The following is a 17595-nucleotide window of genomic DNA, read 5'->3' on the forward strand; positions in this document are numbered from 1 at the left end:
CGGCAAGCAGGACCGGCCGAGCCGGTCGCCAGGTCGGCTTTCTGGAGGGCGGGGCTCGGCTGCCGGGCGGACGCGGCCTGCCGGGGCCGCCCGGGCTGCCCCGGGCGTCAGATGTGGTGGGGCGGCTTTTCGTCCAGGAAGCGCTTCAGGTCGGCCGCGCTGTCACCGGTCGTCGCCGGACGCTCGCCCCACCCACTGTCGGTGTCGTCCGAGGACTGCAGTTCGAGCGGGTCGTCGAAGACCAGCGCGGCCTTCGGGTCGCGCGGCTCGGGGGCGGAAGCAGTGCTCATACCTCCAGGTTACGCCGCGGCATCGGCCCGAAGATTTTCGGCCGGTTATCTGCTGTGCTGGGACACATGACGCCGAGTTCCAGCCCGTCCCCCGCGCCCTCCGACGCGCCCGCCCGACACCGGCCCCTGCGCAAGCTCACCGCCCGCGGCCGCGACGAGGCCCATCGCGTCGCCTCGCCGCTGGAGCTGCTCTTCGACCTGTGCTTCGTCGTGGCGATCGCCCAAGCAGGCGTCCAGCTGGTGCACTTCCTCGTCGAGGGGCACGCGGGCCAGGGCATCCTCAACTACGCGATGGTCTTCTTCGCCATCTGGTGGGCGTGGATGAACTTCTCCTGGTTCGCCTCCGCCTACGACAACGACGACGTGCTGTACCGGGTCGTCACCCTCGTACAGATCGCCGGTGTCCTGGTGCTCGCGGCGGGGGTGTCACGGGCCTTCGACGACCACGACTTCGTCGTCGTCTGGCTCGGCTACGTGATCATGCGGCTGGCCCTGGTCGCGCAGTGGCTGCGCGCCGCGAGATCGGCCGAGGGCGGGGAGCGGACCGCGGCGGTGCGGTACGCCTGCGGGGTGCTGCTCTGCCAGGTCGGCTGGGTGGGGCTGATCGTATTGCCGGAGCCCGCGCGGCCCTGGCTGTTCCTGGTGATGGTGCTCGCCGAGCTGTCGGTGCCGTTGATCGCGGAGAGGTCCTTCACCACGGCCTGGCATCCGCACCACATCGCCGAGCGCTACGGCCTGTTCACGATCATCGTGCTCGGCGAGACGATCGCCGCGGCCACGGTCGCGGTCAAGTCGGCCGTGGACGAGCACGACGCCCTCGGCGACCTGCTGCCGATCGCGGCCGGCGGGCTGCTGATCGTGTTCGCCGCCTGGTGGATCTACTTCGTGGTGCCGATCCACGGGCACCTGCGCTCCAGCCGTCAGGCGTTCGTGTGGGGCTACGGGCACTATCTGATCTTCGCCTCCGCGGCGGCGATCGGCGCGGGGCTGGAGGTGGCCGTGGAGCAGGCGGTCGGTTCCGCGCACATCTCCGCGACGGCCGCCTCGGCGGCGGTGACCCTGCCGACGGCGCTGTATCTGCTCACCGTGTGGGCGCTGCACGCCCGTCACTTCAAGGTGGGCATCGCGCAGCAGCTGGTCCTGCCGGTGACCGCGCTGCTCGTGATCTGCTGCACGTTCCTGGGCGAGTGGGCGGTGCTCGTGGCGGGCATCGTCTCGGGGCTGTCGGTGGCGGTGGGGGTGACGCTGACGGCACGGGCGCGCTCCGCGCACCGGGCCGGGTGACACGGGGCCGGCACACGGGGCCGGGTCACGGGGCCGGGTCACACTGGGGCGTATGACAGTTGACGCTCTGACGGATGTCAGCGGGGTGCGGGTCGGGCACGTCACCCGCCGTGGTGACGGATGGCTGACCGGGACGACCGTCGTGCTCGCTCCCGAGGGGGGGGCCGTGGCCGCCGTGGACGTGCGCGGCGGCGGGCCGGGGACGAAGGAGACCGACGCACTCGATCCGCGCAACCTCGTGCAGAAGGTCGAGGCCGTGGTGCTCACCGGGGGCAGCGCGTACGGGCTCGACGCGGCGTCCGGGGTGATGGCGTGGCTGGAGGAGCGGGGCCGGGGGGTTCGGGTGGGGCCGGATCCGACGCATGTCGTGCCCGTGGTGCCGGCGGCGTGCGTGTTCGACCTCGGACGCGGTGGTGATTTCCGGGCGCGGCCGGACGCGGCGATGGGGCGGGCCGCGGTCGAGGCGGCGGCAGGCAGTGCGGTCGGGGCCGCTGTCGAGGAGGGGTGTGTGGGGGCCGGGACGGGGGCGGCCGTGGGGTTGCTGAAGGGCGGGGTCGGCACGGCGAGCGTGGTGCTCGACTCCGGTGTGACCGTGGGGGCGTTGGTCGTGGCGAACGCGGCGGGGGCGGTGGTGGATCCGGGGACGGGGGTGCTGTACGGGGAGATGTACACGGAGTTGTTCGGGGGGCGGCGGGTGGCGTATCCGCCGGCGGGGGTGGTCGAGGCGGCGCGGGCGCGGCTGGGGGAGCTGGCGGCTGCGCGGGTGGCTCCGCCGCTGAACACGACGTTGGCCGTGGTCGCCACGGACGCGGTGCTGTCGAAGCCGCAGGCGCAGAAGTTGGCGGGGACGGCGCATGACGGGATCGCGCGGGCTGTGCGGCCGGTGCATCTGCTGAACGACGGGGACAGTGTGTTTGCGTTGGCCACGGGGGTGCGGGAGTTGTCTTCGGGGGGTGGGGATCCGCTCGCGCTGAACGCGCTGCTCGCGGCGGGGGCGGATGTGGTGACGCGGGCGATTGTGCGGGCGGTGCGGGCGGCTGAGTCGGTGGGTGGGTGGCCGTCGTACGGGGAGCTGTTCGGAGAGGCTTGAGTGCTGTCTGCGGGTTTCGTCGTGGCTGGTCGCGCAGTTCCCCGCGCCCCTTTTGTGCCTGCGGCGGCCCGTCACTGTCCGGTGGGTCGCTGGTGTCGCGCCTGCGGTTCGTTGTGAGTCGGGGCCGGGTGGCCGCCCTGCCGACATAGCTGCGTGCAGTCGTGCGTCCCCGCCAGCGCCGGTGAGCGCACCCCGCCCCCGGCCGGCACCGACGCCGGGCACCAGACAAACGCCGGGCCCTCAGCCCGCCCCCGCTCAGCCGCAGCCACGTTCGCCGGAGACCGCCGGGCGCCGAGCCCAACCCACCAGCACCCGGCAGGGAATTGTCGCAGTTCTGTCACGTGGGAACCGGAGCAGTCGTTTGATCGCTCTTTCTTCACGCCTTGGAGTGATCGATGAAAACTGGGAGCAGCCTGTGACAACGCCGGACACAGCAGCGCGGCGCGTACTGGGGGCCTGTGCCGCCCTGATGGTCGGCGCCCTGACCCTCACCGCGTGCGGCGGGAACGCCAGCGCCACCAACGACGACAAGAACGGCGGGGGCGGCGACACCAAGACCTCCGTCGCGAAGATCGCCATCTCGGCCAAGGACGGCTCGACCGGCGCCTCGATCAACAGCACCGGAGTGAAGGTCAGCGACGGCAAGCTGACGGAAGTGAAGATGACGGTGGCCGGCACCGGGCAGGCCGTGGCCGGTGAGATATCCGCCGACGGCAGCACCTGGAAGCCCAAGGAGCAGCTGGAGCGCGGCACGAAGTACCAGATCTCCGCGACGGCGAAGGACTCCGGCGGCCGTACGGCGGCCGCGAACGCCATCTTCACCACCGTCTCGACGTCCAACAGCTTCATCGGGACGTACACGCCCGACAACGGCACCACGGTCGGCGTCGGGATGCCCGTGTCCTTCACCTTCGACAAGGCGATCAGCGACAAGAAGGCCGTGCAGTCGCACATCACGGTCACGTCCAGCAGCGGCCAGCAGGTGGTCGGGCACTGGTTCGGCGCGCAGCGGCTCGACTTCCGGCCCCAGGACTACTGGAAGGCCGGGTCCAAGGTCACGATGAAGATCGACCTGGACGGCGTGAAGGGCGCGAACGGTGTCTTCGGGGTGCAGAAGAAGGTCGTCACGTTCACCGTGGGGCGGTCGCAGGTCTCCACCGTGGATGTGAACACGCAGACCATGACCGTGGTGCGGGACGGGCAGACCCTGAAGACGATCCCGATCTCGTCGGGCAGCCCCGAGCACACCACGTACAACGGTGCGATGGTGATCTCCGAGAAGTTCACGCAGACCCGTATGAACAGCCAGACGGTCGGGCTGGGCGGCGAGTACGACATCCCGGACGTGCCGCACGCGATGCGGCTGACGCAGTCGGGGACGTTCATCCACGGCAACTACTGGTACAACAAGGGCAATCCTCCCTTCGGCAGCCAGGGGACCAGCCATGGCTGCGTCGGGCTGGCCGACGAGCGGGGCGCGCAGGGGGACACTCCGGCGAAGTGGTTCTACGACAACTCGCTGATCGGTGACGTGGTGGTCGTCAAGAACTCGCCGGACAAGACCGTCTCCCCCGACAACGGGCTCAACGGCTGGAACATGGGCTGGAGCGAGTGGGTCGCCGGGAGTGCCTCCTGACGCGGCAATAGCCCCGTGAGGGACGGGCGTTGGCTTCTCGTCGGGCCGTGTGGGAACTCCCCGCACGGCCCACGCGTTTTCCGGGCATACGTTTTCTCGGTTCCCGGACACGATGTCCGACCGAGGGGCTACGGTATGCACCCACTGGGTGACATGCAGCAAGCGCCGGGAGAAACCTTGAGCGTTCCGTACGAGACCGCAGCGTACGAACCACCCGCGTCGCCGGATGAGCATCTGGCGCGGATTCTCGGCCGCGCCCTGAACTCCTTCGAGCTGCCCGACGACGTGCTAGGGCGGCTGGACTGCGCGCTGGCCTACGACGGCTCGCTGCACTCCGCGCACCACAGCGCGGGGCTGCACCGGGAGACCTACCGGCACACCTGGCTCCTCGCGGACGGCCAGGCGCTCACCCTGTGGGAGCTGGTGCACAACACCGCCCCGGGCAGCGACCCGCAGCACGAGGTGTACGTCGACGAGGAGGAGCTGCGCGCGGCCACGGCGCTGCTGCCGCTGCCACCGGAGGGGACGGAGTTCGAGCTGCCCCTGCCGGCGCACCCGGCCCCCGTGCCCCGGCCGCGACAGGTGTACATCACCGACGGCTCGGCCGACCACGCGCGCCGGCTGCTGCGCCGCGCGGAGAACACCGACCGCCCGGGCGGGGAGACCGCGGCCCTGCTGGCCACGGCCCAGGGGCACCGGATCACGCAGGCGTTCGGCCGTCCGTGCCGGGCGGGCCGTATCGGACTGTCCTTCTCGCTCTACGAGCACGCCTTCCTGCTGCGCGACGGCCGGGAGGTGGCCCTGTGGGAGGTGGAGCACACGGCGACCCCGGACGGGCGGCACATGTGCGAGGTGTACGCGAGCGAGGAGGCGGCCCGGGAGGCGATGGAGCGGCGCGCCGAGCGGGTCTCCCGGTAGGGGGAGCCTGAGCAGCTTCCGGGGCGCTCCGGCGGCTCTCGGCAGGCCGGGCGGCAGCACCGGTGCGGGGCGCTTCGGCGACTACCGCGGGGATGCCGTCAGTGGCCGTCGCCGAGGCGGCGTACCAGGCCGGCGAAGGCATCCCGTTCCGCCGGGGTCAGTTCGACGGCCTCCAGGCGGGGGCCGGTCTCGCGCGGACCCGGGAGGGCGGACAGGGCGGCGTCCGGGCCGAACTGCCGGACGATCGCCTCGTTGCGGAAGCGGCGCAGCATGCGGGTGATACCGATCAGCCAGGCGACGCCGGCCAGGGCGAGGACGGCCATCCCTGCCGCCTGGAGGATCGAGGAAGGCTCGGGCATGCGTTCCAGTAGACACCACGGTCCAGGACTTTGGCCCCGGACCGTGACGAATCTCGCATGGTGCGTCCTATCCTGACAGGCGCCGTGAACAAGTCACAGCGCCTGAAAGGGACATGCGGCGTTCTGTTCCCTTACGCCGCCACCGGCTGCTTGGCTCCCGGGGCCGCCGTGCTCCCGCTCGTTCCCGGCTCCGGGGTGCCGGGGGCCGCCTTGCGCAGGCCCTTGAGGACGATGACCAGGGCGGTGCTGACGCAGACGCCCGCGGCGATCGCGACCAGGTACAGCAGCGGGTTGCCGATCAGCGGGACGACGAAGATGCCGCCGTGCGGGGCGCGCAGGGTCGCGTCGAACGCCATCGACAGGGAGCCGGTGATCGCGCCGCCGACCATCGCGGAGGGGATGACCCGCAGCGGGTCGGCCGCCGCGAACGGGATCGCGCCCTCGGAGATGAAGGAGATGCCGAGGACCCAGGCGGCCTTGCCGTTCTCCCGCTCGGTGTGCGTGAAGAGCTTGCCGCGCACGGTCGTGGCCAGGGCCATCGCCAGCGGCGGGACCATACCGGCGGCCATCACCGCTGCCATGATCTTCATCGCGGAGTCGCTGGGGCTCGCGACGGCGATACCGGCGGTGGCGAAGGTGTAGGCGACCTTGTTGACCGGACCGCCGAGGTCGAAGCACATCATCAGGCCCAGCAGCGCGCCCAGGAGGACGGCGTTGGTGCCGGTGAGGCCGTTCAGCCAGTCCGTCAGGCCCTTCTGCGCCGAGGCGATGGGTTTGCCGATCACCACGAACATCAGGAACCCGACGATCGCCGAGGAGATCAGCGGGATCACCACCACCGGCATGACGCCGCGCAGGGCCGCCGGGATCTTCACCTTCTGGATGGCTATCACCACGCCACCGGCGATGAGACCCGCGGCCAGACCGCCGAGGAAGCCCGCGTTGATGGTGAGGGAGATCGAGCCGCCGACGAAGCCGGGCACCAGGCCGGGCCGGTCGGCCATGCCGTAGGCGATGTAGCCGGCGAGGACCGGGACGAGGAAGGCGAAGGCCACGCCGCCGATCTGGAACAGCAGGGCGCCCCAGCTGTCGGCCTGGGTCCAGATGAAGTGGTCCATCACCGATGGCGCCTTGTTGATCTTGTAGCCGCCGATCGCGAAGCCGAGCGCGATGAGCAGACCGCCCGCGGCGACGAACGGGACCATGTAGCTGACGCCGGACATCAGCCACTTGCGGAGCTTGGTGCCGTAGCCCTCCGTCGAGTCGCCGGTGCGCTCGACCGGGGTGCCGCCGGCCGCGGGGGCGCCGGCGCTGACCTCGCCGCGCGCCGCCTTCTCGCGGACCTCGGTGATCAGTTCGGCCGGGCGGTTGATACCGGCCTTCACGCCGACGTCGACGGTGGGCTTGCCCGCGAAGCGGTGCTTGTCGCGCACCGGCACGTCGTGGGCGAAGATCACACCGTCCGCGTCCGCGATCACCGCCGGGTCGAGCCGGGTGAAGCCGGCCGAGCCCTGGGTCTCGACGGTGAGTTCGACACCTGCCTCGCGGCCCGCGTTCTCCAGCGACTCGGCAGCCATGTAGGTGTGGGCGATACCGGTCGGGCAGGAGGTCACGGCGACGATCCGGAACGGGCGCTCGCCGGCGTCCTGGGCGCTGGTGTCCGTGGCGGCGCCGGCGGAGGCCGCCACCGGCGCCGCCACGGAGTCCTGGGAGGCGTGTTCGGCCTCGACGTCCGCCGGGGTGAGGTCCCCGCGGATCAGCGCCGCCGCCGTGCCCGCGCCGCTCACGGAGCGCAGCACGCCCGTGAACTCGGCGTTCATCAGCTGCCGGGCCAGCGACGACAGGATCGTCAGATGGGCGTCGTCGGCACCGGCCGGCGCGGCGATCAGGAAGATCAGGTCGGCGGGGCCGTCCGCGGCACCGAAGTCGATTCCGGCGGCGCTGCGCCCGAAGGCCAGCGTCGGCTCGGTGACATGGGCGCTGCGGCAGTGCGGGATGCCGATGCCGCCGTCGAGGCCGGTCGGCATCTGCGCCTCGCGCGCGGCCACGTCGGCGAGGAAGCCGTCCAGGTCGGTCACCCGGCCCAGCGCCACCATGCGCTCGGCGAGGGCGCGGGCCGCCGCTTCCTTGGTCGTGACGGACAGGTCGAGGTCGACCAGTTCCGCGGTGATCATGTCGCTCATCGCGGGCTCCTTAGCTCGCGTATCGCCCGGTCGGTGGAGTGGGCGGGAGGGGGACGGGGGTGGGGAGGGAGGAGACGGGGGCGGGGGCGGGGGCGGCCGGTGGCACGGGCGGTAAGAGGGAGCCGCGCCGCGCGGGAGCGGTGACGTGGCAGGTCATGGCACCGGCTCCTTCAGCGGACGGTCCACCGGCAGCCGGTGCACCGGCTCCTTCAGAGGACGGTCCACCGGCACCCGGTCCGTGACCGTCACGGCCGCGGGGTCGAGGTCGGCCGGGGTCGGCATGACACTGCCGGGCAGCGTTACGGCGGCGGCCCCGTGGGCGACGGCGGAGGCGAGGGCGCCGGGGCCGTCGCCGCCGGCGATGAGGAAGCCGGCCAGGGAGGAGTCACCGGCGCCCACATTGCTGCGTACGGCGTCCACGCGGGCGCTGCCGAACCAGGCGCCCGAGCCGTCCACCAGCAGCTGGCCGTCGGCGCCCAGGCTCGCGAGCACCGCGGCCGCGCCCATCTCGCGCAATTCCTCGGCCGCCTTGAGCGCGTCGCCCACCGTGGCGAGGGGACGTCCGACGGCCTCCGCGAGCTCCTCGGCGTTGGGCTTCACCACGTCGGGCCGGGCGCGCAGCGCCTCCAGCAGGGCGCGCCCCGAGGTGTCCAGTGCGATCCGCGCGCCCCCGGCGTGCGCCCGGGCGACGACATCGGCGTACCAGGAGGGGGCGAGTCCCCGGGGCAGGCTGCCGCAGCAGGCGATCCAGTCGGCGCCGCGGGATGCCTCGCGCACGGTCTCCAGCAGCAGTTCCTGCTCGGCGGCGGTCAGGTGCGGACCAGGCGCGTTGATCTTCGTCAGGACGCCGTCCGCCTCGGCGAGCGCGATGTTGGAGCGGGTGGCCCCGGCGACCGGGACCGGCGCGACCTCGATGCCCTGCGCGTCGAGCAGCTCGGTGACGACCGCGCCCGGCGCACCGCCCAGGGGCAGGACGGCGACCGTGCGCCGCCCGGCGGCCGCGACCGCGCGGGAGACGTTCACGCCCTTGCCGCCGGGGTCCATGCGCTCGGTCTCGGCGCGGATGACATCGCCGCGCCGGAGCGCCTGGACCTCGTAGGTGCGGTCGAGGGACGGGTTGGGGGTGACGGTGAGGATCATGCGCGTACTACTTCCGTGCCGCCGCGCTCGATGCCGGCGGCGTCTTCGGGGCTCAGCCCGCTGTCGGTGATCAGCAGGTCCACGTCGCTCAGGTCGCCGAAGCGGGCGAAGTGCTCCTGGCCGTGCTTGGAGGAGTCGGCGAGCAGGACCACCCGGCGGGCGGCGGCGACGGCCGCGCGCTTGACGGCCGCCTCGGCGAGGTCCGGGGTGGTCAGGCCGTGCTCGGCGGAGAAGCCGTTGGCGGCCACGAACAGCACGTCCGCGCGGATCTCGCCGTACGCCCGCAGCGCCCAGGCGTCCACGGCGGCACGCGTACGGTGCCGTACCCGCCCTCCGACGAGATGGAGCTGGATGCCCGGGTGGTCGGCGAGGCGGGCCGCGATGGGCAGCGAGTGCGTGACGACGGTGAGCGAGGACTCCAGCGGCAGCGCGGCGGCCAGGCGGGCGACCGTGGTGCCGGCGTCGAGGATCACCGTGCCCTCGGTGGGCAGTTCGGCGAGGGCGGCCTTGGCGACGCGGTCCTTCTCGTCGGCGGCGGTGGTCTCGCGCTCGGTGAGGTCGGGCTCGAAGTCCAGGCGCCCGACCGGGATGGCCCCGCCGTGTACACGGCGCACCAGCCCGGCCCGGTCCAGGGCCTTCAGGTCACGGCGGATGGTCTCCGCCGTCACCTGGAACTCCTCGGCGAGCGACACCACGTCCACCCGGCCGCCGTCCCGGGCGAGCCGGAGGATCTCCTGCTGTCGCTCCGGTGCGTACATGTCCGTTCGCCTCCGCCTCATACCCGAACGTGTGGTTTCACAGGGGAGGCTACGCCCGGATTTCTGGAAAGTAAACAGGTTCGGGCACAACCAGAAGCAAACGGGCATGATCAGGCATGAAAGAAGGGACCCGGCGCGTCATCAGCGCCGAGCCCCTCGCCCACGACCGGCAGGATCGTCAGGACACCAGCTCCCGCTCCTCCTCCGACGTCTTGAGCTCCTCCGCCGGAGCCCCGTCCACGTGCTGCGCCGGACGCTTCGGCAGCGCGGACATCAGCAGGAAGATCACGGCCATCACCGCGGCCACCCAGCCCAGCGCGTGCTGGAAGGCGTGCACGAAGGCCGGGCCGGCCTCGGCCGGGGTGAGCCGGTCGCCGATCTCGCCGAAGAAGACCACCGAGACCAGGCCGAGGCCCAGCGCGTTGCCCATCTGCTGCACGGTGTTGATCAGCCCCGACGCCGAACCGGCGTGCTCGCGCGGCACCTCGGACAGCACCGCGTCGGTCAGCGGCGCGACGATCAGGCCCATGCCGAGGCCCATCACCACCAGCGGCAGCGCCATCTGCCAGGGCGCGATGGACAGGCCGTAGTGCCCGGCCTCCGCGAGGTACAGCAGCACACCCAGCGCCATCACCAGCGCGCCCGCCTGGAGCACCCGGCGCCCGAACCGCGGAACCAGCTTCTGCACGCTCATCCCCGCCGCCAGGGACACGGCGATCGAGAACGGCACACCGGTCAGGCCGGCCTTGAGCGGGCTCCAGCCCAGCCCCATCTGCATGTACAGCGTCCACACCAGGAAGAAGACGCCGAGCGCGATCCCGAACACCGTCTGCACGGCGATGCCGGCCGCGAAGCTCTTCACCCGGAACAGCGACAGCTCCACCAGCGGCGAGCCGTCCCGCGCCGCCTTGCGCCGCTCGTAGGCGACCAGCACCCCGAAGACGACGAGCGCGCCGGCCATCGAGCCGTACCCCCACAGCGGCCAGCCCAGCTCACGGCCGCGGGTGAGCGGGTAGAGCAGCATCAGCAGCCCCAGCGTCACCAGGGTGACGCCGACCAGGTCGAGCTTGAGGGCGCGCGGGGCGCGCGACTCGGTGATGAAACGGCGGCCGAGGAACCAGGCGGCGACGCCGACCGGCAGGTTGATCAGGAAAATGGGCCGCCACTCGAGGCCGAAGAGGTTCCACTCCGTCAGCAGCGCGCCCAGCAGCGGGCCGGACACGGCGCCGAGGCCGATGATCGCGCCGAACAGGCCGAAGACCTTGCCGCGTTCGTGCGCCGGGAACGTGGCGTGCACGATCGACAGCACCTGCGGCACCATCAGCGCCGCCATGCCGCCCTGGAGCACACGGGAGGCGACGAGCATCTCCGGGTTCACGGCGAAACCGCACAGGGCGGAGGCCAGCGTGAAGCCGCCGATGCCGATGAGGAAGACCCGCTTGCGGCCGTGGATGTCACCGAGCCGGCCGCCGGTGATCAGCCCGGCGGCGAAGGCGAGCGCGTAGCCGGCGGTGATCCACTGGATCTGGCTGAACGAGGCGCCGGCGTCCCGCTTGATGGACGGGATCGCGATGTTCACGATCGTCACGTCGACGAGGTCCATGAAGGCAGCCGTCATCACGATCGCCAGGGCGAACCAGCGGCGGCGGTCCCCGGCCGCGGGTGGTGCGCTGCGGTGCGTTTCGGTCTCGGTGGAGGTCATGCATCGAAGGTAGGACGGCAGTAGGTCAGATTGTGTCCTACTTCTGCGGCATTCTCGACTGCATGACGACCGATACTCCGGCCCGGCTCCTGCAGCTCCTCTCCCTCCTCCAGACGCCCCGCGAATGGCCCGGCGGGGAGCTCGCCGAGCGGCTCGGCGTCTCCCGCCGCACGGTCCGCCGGGACGTCGACCGGCTGCGCGAACTCGGCTATCCGGTGCAGGCGAGCATGGGCGCCGACGGCGGCTACCGGCTCGTCGCGGGCAAGGCCCTGCCCCCGCTCGTCCTCGACGACGAGGAGGCCGTGGCCATCGCGGTGGGGCTGCGGGCCGGTGCCGGGCACGCGGTCGAGGGCCTGGAGGAGGCGTCCGTGCGGGCGCTGGCCAAGCTGGAGCAGGTGCTGCCGTCGCGGCTGCGCCACCGGGTGACCACACTGCAGGCCGCGACCACACCGCTGACCAGCGGAGACGGGCCGAGCATCGCGCCGGAGACGCTGACTGTGATGGCGTCCACGGTGGCCGGGCGGGAGCGGCTGCGGTTCGCCTACCGGGCCGCCGACGGCACCCGGTCACGGCGCCTGACCGAGCCGTACCGGCTGGTGTCGACGGGACGGCGGTGGTACCTCGTCGCCTACGACCTCGAGCGCGAGGACTGGCGGACCTTCCGCGTGGACCGGGTGAGCGAGCCGTTCGCGACGGGCGCGCGGTTCGTGCCGCGGGAACTGCCGGAGGGCAGTGCGGCGGAGTACCTGCGGCGCTCGATGCAGCGCGGGCAGGAGTCCTACGACTATGTCGTCGCGTTCGCCGAGCCGGTGGACGCGGTCGCGGCGCGGGTGCCGGGGTGGCTCGGGGCGCCGGAGCCGGACGAGGGCGGCGGATGCGTGCTGCGCGGGCGGGGCAGCGGCCCGGTGGAGTGGCTGGCGGCCCGCCTGGCGACGCTGGGCTTCGACTTCACGGTGCGGGAGCCGGCGGAACTGGTGGAGGGCGTACGGGAGATGGGCGAACGGCTGAGCCGGGCGGCGCGGGCACGCTGACGCCCCGGAGGCCGTGACGGCCGCGATGACGTGACGACCGCGAGGACCTGACGAGCGTGAAGATGTGACGGCCCGTGGTCGGACGGTGATCGGCCGTATGACAGAATCTCCCGTCCGGGCGGGTCACCCCGTGGTTCAGGTACGGGGTGGCCCGTTCTTTCACGGCTCTCGTCGCGCACCGCGCGGCTCTCCCGGAGCGCAAAAGGAGCCGGACTCCGGCACCCGGGGGGGGGAGGGCGCCGAAGCCCGGCTCGGGGAACGTCCCGGCGCCGGGGGGGGGATTGCGCCGGGACGTGGTTCGGTTGGCTCGTGGTTCGGTTGGCTGGTGGGCCGGCCGCTGAAACGGTTCGCCGGGGAGGGAGTTGCGGGCTCCGCATCCGGACACCTGTGTCCGCTGGATCCGAACTCCCTTGCCCTGAGGGGTTGTTCCCCCGGCCCCGTGGGTTGAAGCGGCGGAACAGCGCCATGTTTGCGCGGTGTTTCGCCACCCGGCGCACGCGCCCGCGCACACCGGCCGACGGGAACACGCCCACCCGGGCGCGCCGTGTCAGGCCGCCGCGCCGGACACCGGACGCCTGGACGCCCGCGTCAGGCCGCCGCGTCGAAGCCCGTGTCGCGGGCGAGCTTCTTCAGCTCCAGCAGGGCGTGCTTCTCGATCTGGCGGATGCGCTCGCGCGTCAGGCCGTGCTCCTTGCCGACCTCCGTCAGCGTGCGCTCGCGGCCGTCCTCGATGCCGTACCGCATCTTGATGATGGACGCCGTGCGCTGGTCGAGGCGGCCGATCAGGTCGTCCAGCTCCTCGCTGCGCAGCAGCGTGAGCACCGACTGCTCGGGGCTCACCGCGGAGGTGTCCTCCAGCAGGTCGCCGAACTGGGTCTCGCCCTCGTCGTCCACCGCCATGTTCAGCGAGACGGGGTCGCGGGCCCAGTCCAGTACGTCGATGACGCGCTCCGGCGTGGTCGCGAGCTCGGCGGCGATCTCCGTGGGCTCCGGGTCGCGCCCGTGCTCACGGTTGAACTCGCGCTGCACGCGGCGGATGCGGCCCAGCTCCTCCACGAGGTGGACGGGCAGCCGGATCGTGCGCGACTGGTCCGCTATCGAGCGGGTGATCGCCTGGCGGATCCACCACGTGGCGTACGTCGAGAACTTGAAGCCCTTGCGGTAGTCGAACTTCTCGACCGCGCGGACCAGGCCCGCGTTGCCCTCCTGGATCAGGTCAAGCAGGGGCAGACCACTGCGGGGGTAGCGACGGGCCACGGCGACGACCAGCCGGAGGTTGGAGCGGATGAAGACGTCCTTGGCCCGCTCTCCCTGGGCGACCAGGGCCTCCAGCTCCTCACGGCTCGCGTCCAGCGGGGACTTCTCGTACCCGTCGAGGATCTGCCGCGCGAAGACACCCGCCTCGATCTGCTGGGACAGCTCGACCTCCTTGGCGGCGTCGAGCAGCGGTGTCCGCGCGATCTCGTCGAGGTACATGCCGACCAGATCGCGGTCGGCGATGTCGCCGGTGGCGCGAACACTGCTTGCCGCGTCGGCCGTCTCGCCGGTGGCGGACTTACGACGGGCGACGGCACGGGTTGCCATGCGTGCTCCCTTGCGATGGTGGGTCAGCGGGTGGTCCGTCGGACACTCGGCACGGCGGGAGGCGCCGCCGAGGCCTTCCGGACCCTCCTCCGGACTCCTCGGACTCTCCTCGGGTGCCCTGCATCCGATGGAAACAACGACTGGAATCCGGACAGAATTCCCAACCCGACCCCCGAATTTTCTGATCATGCAGTACCCTGTCGGACCGCACGCCGCTGGGCGGTCCGACCGGCGGCGAAGGACGCAGGTCAGCGCGGGCCTGAAGGCCGTCCCGGCGCTCCTCGCCGACCGCTCCGCTCCCGGCGCGGGTGAGACGCCCGTCACACGCGGAGCGATCATCCTCGCCTCCCTCGGGGAGCGTCCGCCTCGACCGCTCTCCCACCCCGGAAGACGACCGACACCCGCCGAAGGTTGCCAGGGGCGCTGACTCACAGGGTTTTCAGCGGCGGGCCATATCCGGCCTTTACGCCGGGGCCGAGCCGGCGCGAACCGGTCAGCGCCGGGTCCAGCCGGGGCCGAGCCGGTGCGAGCCGGTGCGAGCCGGTCAGCCGAACTGGACCGAGCGCTTGGCCAGGCCCAGCCAGAAGCCGTCGATCACCGACTTCTGGCTGCCGAGTTCACCGGCGGCGTCGGCCGCACCCATGGTCACGAACAGCGGGGCGAAGTGCTCCGTGCGCGGATGGGCGAGGTGGCCGGCCGGGGAGCGGTGCAGGAAGTCCAGCAGGGCGTCGACGTCGCCGCCCTCCAGGGCCCGCCGTCCCCAGTCGTCGAACTCCGCCGACCAGGCCGGGGTGGAGCCGGCGTGCCGCAGCGCGGCCAGGTTGTGGGTGAAGAACCCGGAGCCGACGATCAGCACGCCCTCGTCGCGCAGCGGCGCGAGCCGGCGGCCGATCTCCATCAGGCGCACCGGGTCCAGGGTCGGCATGGAGACCTGCAGGACGGGGATGTCGGCGCCGGGGTACATCTCGACGAGCGGCACGTACGCGCCGTGGTCCAGACCCCGGTCGGGGATGTCCTGCACCGGCATGCCGGGGGCGCGCAGCAGCTTGCGCACGCTCTCGGCCAGCTCCGGGGCACCCGGCGCGTCGTAGCGGACGCGGTAATAGTGCTCGGGGAAGCCCCAGAAGTCGTAGACGAGCGGCACGGTCGTGGTGGCGCCGAGGGCGAGCGGGGCCTCCTCCCAGTGCGCGGAGACCATCAGGATCGCCTTCGGCCGCGGCAGCCCGGCGGACCAGGCGGCCAGTTCGCCGGGCCAGACGGGGTCGTCCGCGAGCGGCGGGGCGCCGTGGCTGAGGTACAGGGCGGGCATGCGCTCCTGGGTGGCGGCGGACATCGGCGGCACTTCCCCTCGCTTACTGGATCATTCACTTTAACTCTCAAGCTTTCCTTTTTCCGAGGGTACGCCCGACTTGTTTAAGTTTCAAGAACAAGCGCCGTACAGTGGACGCATGACCACGGCACCCGCATCCTCCGCCTCCTCCCCCGCCGCGGAACCGCCCCGCTGGCTCTCCACGGAGGAACAGCGCGTCTGGCGCGCCTACCTGCACGCCACCACCCTGCTCGAGGACCACCTCGACCGGCAGTTGCAGCGCGACGCGGGCATGCCGCACATCTATTACGGCCTGCTCGTCGGCCTGGCCGAGGCCCCGCGCCGCCGGCTGCGGATGACCGAGCTGGCGATGCAGGCGAAGATCACCCGCTCCCGGCTCTCGCACGCCATCGCACGGCTGGAGAAGAACGGCTGGGTACGCCGCGAGGAGTGCCCCTCCGACAAGCGCGGCCAGTTCGCCGTCCTCACGGACGACGGCCTGAAGGTGCTCGAGCGCACCGCACCCGGTCATGTCGCCGCCGTACGCCAGGCACTGTTCGACCGGCTCAGCCCGGCACAGCAGAAGGCCCTCGGCGAGATCATGGAGATCGTCGCCGAGGGCCTCCAGCCCAACGAAGCGGGTGCGGACCTGCCCTGGCTCCGCTAATACACCGTGCGGCCGGTCAGTGGGCCACCACCGGCACCGGCACCTCGTCCTCGATGCCCGCGCCGTCCCCGGAGGCCACCGTGGTGGAGCCCGGACGGCCGGCGTTGACGAAGGTGAAGGCGATCAGCGCGGCGGCGGCCAGGATGCCGACGGCGAACCAGATCGCGGTGCTGTAGCCGTGCACCATGCCCTGCAGCGCGACCAGCTGCTGCTGCGGCTTGCCGGCGGCGGAGGCGATGTGGTCCTTGACGTACGACGTGGTCGCGGACGCGGCGATGGTGTTCAGCAGGGCGGTGCCGATCGCGCCGCCCACCTGCTGCGAGGTGTTGACCATCGCGGAGGCGACACCGGCGTCCCGCGGCTGGACACCCTGGGTGGCCAGGGACATCGCCGGCATGAACGCCGTACCCATGCCGAGGCCGAGCAGCACCATCGCGGGCAGCAGCTGCGTGGGGTACGAGGAGTCGATCTTCAGCTGGGTGAGCACCAGCATGCCGAGCGCGGCGACCAGGAACCCGGGACCCATCAGGAAGCGGGCCGGGATGCGGGTCATCAGCCGGGTGCCGATCTGGGTGGAGCCGGTGATCATGCCGGCCACCATCGGCAGGAACGCGAAGCCGGTCTTGACCGGCGAGTAGCCCTTCACGACCTGGAGGTAGTAGGTCAGGAAGAGGAACAGGCCGAACATGCCGATGATCGCGAGACCGAGGGAGAGGTAGATACCGCCCCGGTTGCGGTCGGTCACCACGCGCAGCGGCAGCAGCGGGGCCTTCACCTTGGACTCGACGAGCACGAAGGCGATCAGCGAGACGGCGGAGATGACGAACATCGCCACGGTCACCGTGTCACTCCAGCCGTCGGACTCGGCGCGGGTGAAGCCGTAGACCAGCGCGACCAGGCCGAGAGTGGACAGCACCACGCCGGGGATGTCGAGCGGCGAGCGGTTGCGGCCGCCCTCCGGCTCACGGATGACGAAATAGGCGCCGAGCGCGGCGACGATGGCGAAGGGGATGTTCACGAAGAACGTCCAGCGCCAGTCCAGGTACTCGGTGAGGAAGCCGCCGAGGATCAGGCCGACCGCGCCGCCACCGCCGGCGATGGCGCCGTAGATGCCGAACGCCTTGGCGCGCTCCTTGGCATCGGTGAACATCACCGCGAGCAGGGACAGGGCGGCGGGCGCGAGCAGCGCGCCGAAGGCACCCTGCAGCGCGCGGGCGCCGAACATCATCGCGCCGCTGGTCGCGGCACCGCCGAGCGCGGACGCCGCGGCGAACCCGCCGAGGCCCAGCACGAAGGCGCGCTTGCGGCCCCACAGGTCGGCTATGCGGCCGCCGAAGAGCAGCAGTCCGCCGAAGGCGAGGGCGTAGGCCGTGACGACCCACTGCCGGTTGCCGTCGGAGATGCCGAGGTCGGTCTGGGCGGAGGGAAGCGCGATGTTCACGATGGTGGCGTCGAGGACGACCATCAGCTGGGCCAGCGCGATGAAGACGAGCGCCTTCCAGCGGTTGGCGTCGCCGCCGCTGCGGACGGTGCCGGGAGCCTTGAGGGCTGTTTCGGACATGGAGGTACCCACTTCAGGACTTCGTGACGGAAAAAGCGTGTGGTGAACGGAAAAATCGGTAAGTGACGGAACGGCTCGCCCTG

At 71.8% G+C, this 17595-nt stretch carries 15 protein-coding genes; 6 read left to right on the forward strand and 9 right to left on the reverse strand.

Going from position 1 to position 17595, the window contains the following annotated elements; all coding sequences use genetic code 11:
* Positions 1 to 107: 107 nt before the first annotated feature.
* Positions 108 to 290, reverse strand: coding sequence for a hypothetical protein (locus ACF1GV_RS24385; RefSeq protein WP_391684507.1), 183 nt, complete (start codon positions 288 to 290; stop codon positions 108 to 110).
* Positions 291 to 356: 66 nt separating this feature from the next.
* On the opposite strand from ACF1GV_RS24385, the gene ACF1GV_RS24390 reads away from it, so the two are divergent.
* From ACF1GV_RS24390 to ACF1GV_RS24405, 4 genes are all read left to right on the forward strand, one after another.
* Entirely contained in the window at positions 357 to 1574 is a 1218-nt protein-coding gene (locus tag ACF1GV_RS24390; protein ID WP_391684510.1) for a low temperature requirement protein A, read from the forward strand.
* 52 nt (positions 1575 to 1626) lie between these two features.
* Positions 1627 to 2664 carry a P1 family peptidase gene (locus ACF1GV_RS24395; RefSeq protein WP_391684512.1) on the forward strand — a complete coding sequence of 346 codons (1038 nt, stop codon included), beginning with the start codon at positions 1627 to 1629 and terminating at the stop codon, positions 2662 to 2664.
* 415 nt (positions 2665 to 3079) lie between these two features.
* Positions 3080 to 4300 (forward strand): Ig-like domain-containing protein, encoded by a 1221-nt coding sequence (locus tag ACF1GV_RS24400; protein ID WP_391684514.1) that lies wholly within the window; start codon positions 3080 to 3082, stop codon positions 4298 to 4300.
* A 177-nt stretch (positions 4301 to 4477) separates the two neighbouring features.
* On the forward strand, positions 4478 to 5218 hold the full coding sequence (locus ACF1GV_RS24405) for a DUF6227 family protein (protein ID WP_391684517.1): 741 nt from the start codon (positions 4478 to 4480) through the stop codon (positions 5216 to 5218).
* Between the two features lie 98 nt (positions 5219 to 5316).
* On the opposite strand, the gene ACF1GV_RS24410 is transcribed toward ACF1GV_RS24405, so the two are convergent.
* From ACF1GV_RS24410 to ACF1GV_RS24430, 5 genes are all read right to left on the reverse strand, one after another.
* On the reverse strand, positions 5317 to 5577 hold the full coding sequence (locus ACF1GV_RS24410; RefSeq protein WP_391684520.1) for a hypothetical protein: 261 nt from the start codon (positions 5575 to 5577) through the stop codon (positions 5317 to 5319).
* Positions 5578 to 5708: 131 nt separating this feature from the next.
* Positions 5709 to 7760 (reverse strand): fructose-specific PTS transporter subunit EIIC, encoded by a 2052-nt coding sequence (locus ACF1GV_RS24415; protein WP_391684522.1) that lies wholly within the window; start codon positions 7758 to 7760, stop codon positions 5709 to 5711.
* A gap of 153 nt (positions 7761 to 7913) precedes the next feature.
* Positions 7914 to 8900 (reverse strand): 1-phosphofructokinase, encoded by a 987-nt coding sequence (gene pfkB / locus ACF1GV_RS24420; protein WP_391684525.1) that lies wholly within the window; start codon positions 8898 to 8900, stop codon positions 7914 to 7916.
* Complete coding sequence (locus tag ACF1GV_RS24425; RefSeq protein ID WP_391684527.1) at positions 8897 to 9658, reverse strand: DeoR/GlpR family DNA-binding transcription regulator; 762 nt, start codon at positions 9656 to 9658, stop codon at positions 8897 to 8899. Before ACF1GV_RS24425 ends, pfkB begins: the two co-directional genes overlap by 4 nt.
* A gap of 178 nt (positions 9659 to 9836) precedes the next feature.
* Positions 9837 to 11360: an MFS transporter gene (locus ACF1GV_RS24430; RefSeq protein WP_391684530.1), complete on the reverse strand. Its 1524-nt coding sequence runs from the start codon at positions 11358 to 11360 to the stop codon at positions 9837 to 9839.
* Positions 11361 to 11422: 62 nt separating this feature from the next.
* On the opposite strand from ACF1GV_RS24430, the gene ACF1GV_RS24435 reads away from it, so the two are divergent.
* On the forward strand, positions 11423 to 12391 hold the full coding sequence (locus ACF1GV_RS24435; protein ID WP_363263426.1) for a WYL domain-containing protein: 969 nt from the start codon (positions 11423 to 11425) through the stop codon (positions 12389 to 12391).
* A gap of 588 nt (positions 12392 to 12979) precedes the next feature.
* On the opposite strand, the gene ACF1GV_RS24440 is transcribed toward ACF1GV_RS24435, so the two are convergent.
* A complete protein-coding gene (locus ACF1GV_RS24440; protein WP_391684533.1) occupies positions 12980 to 13975 on the reverse strand; it encodes an RNA polymerase sigma factor RpoD/SigA in 996 nt (331 codons plus the stop codon).
* Positions 13976 to 14519: 544 nt separating this feature from the next.
* Positions 14520 to 15308 carry a class III extradiol ring-cleavage dioxygenase gene (locus ACF1GV_RS24445; RefSeq protein ID WP_363263428.1) on the reverse strand — a complete coding sequence of 263 codons (789 nt, stop codon included), beginning with the start codon at positions 15306 to 15308 and terminating at the stop codon, positions 14520 to 14522.
* A 115-nt stretch (positions 15309 to 15423) separates the two neighbouring features.
* On the opposite strand from ACF1GV_RS24445, the gene ACF1GV_RS24450 reads away from it, so the two are divergent.
* Positions 15424 to 15951 (forward strand): MarR family winged helix-turn-helix transcriptional regulator, encoded by a 528-nt coding sequence (locus ACF1GV_RS24450; protein WP_391684536.1) that lies wholly within the window; start codon positions 15424 to 15426, stop codon positions 15949 to 15951.
* A 16-nt stretch (positions 15952 to 15967) separates the two neighbouring features.
* Here the strand turns inward: ACF1GV_RS24450 and ACF1GV_RS24455 are convergent, their stop codons facing one another.
* Positions 15968 to 17512 carry an MFS transporter gene (locus ACF1GV_RS24455; RefSeq protein ID WP_391684539.1) on the reverse strand — a complete coding sequence of 515 codons (1545 nt, stop codon included), beginning with the start codon at positions 17510 to 17512 and terminating at the stop codon, positions 15968 to 15970.
* Between the last annotated feature and the right edge of the window lie 83 nt (positions 17513 to 17595).

Origin of the sequence: Streptomyces sp. NPDC014006 (assembly GCF_043088925.1) — a bacterium.
In the GTDB taxonomy this organism is placed as follows: Bacteria; Actinomycetota; Actinomycetes; order Streptomycetales; family Streptomycetaceae; genus Streptomyces.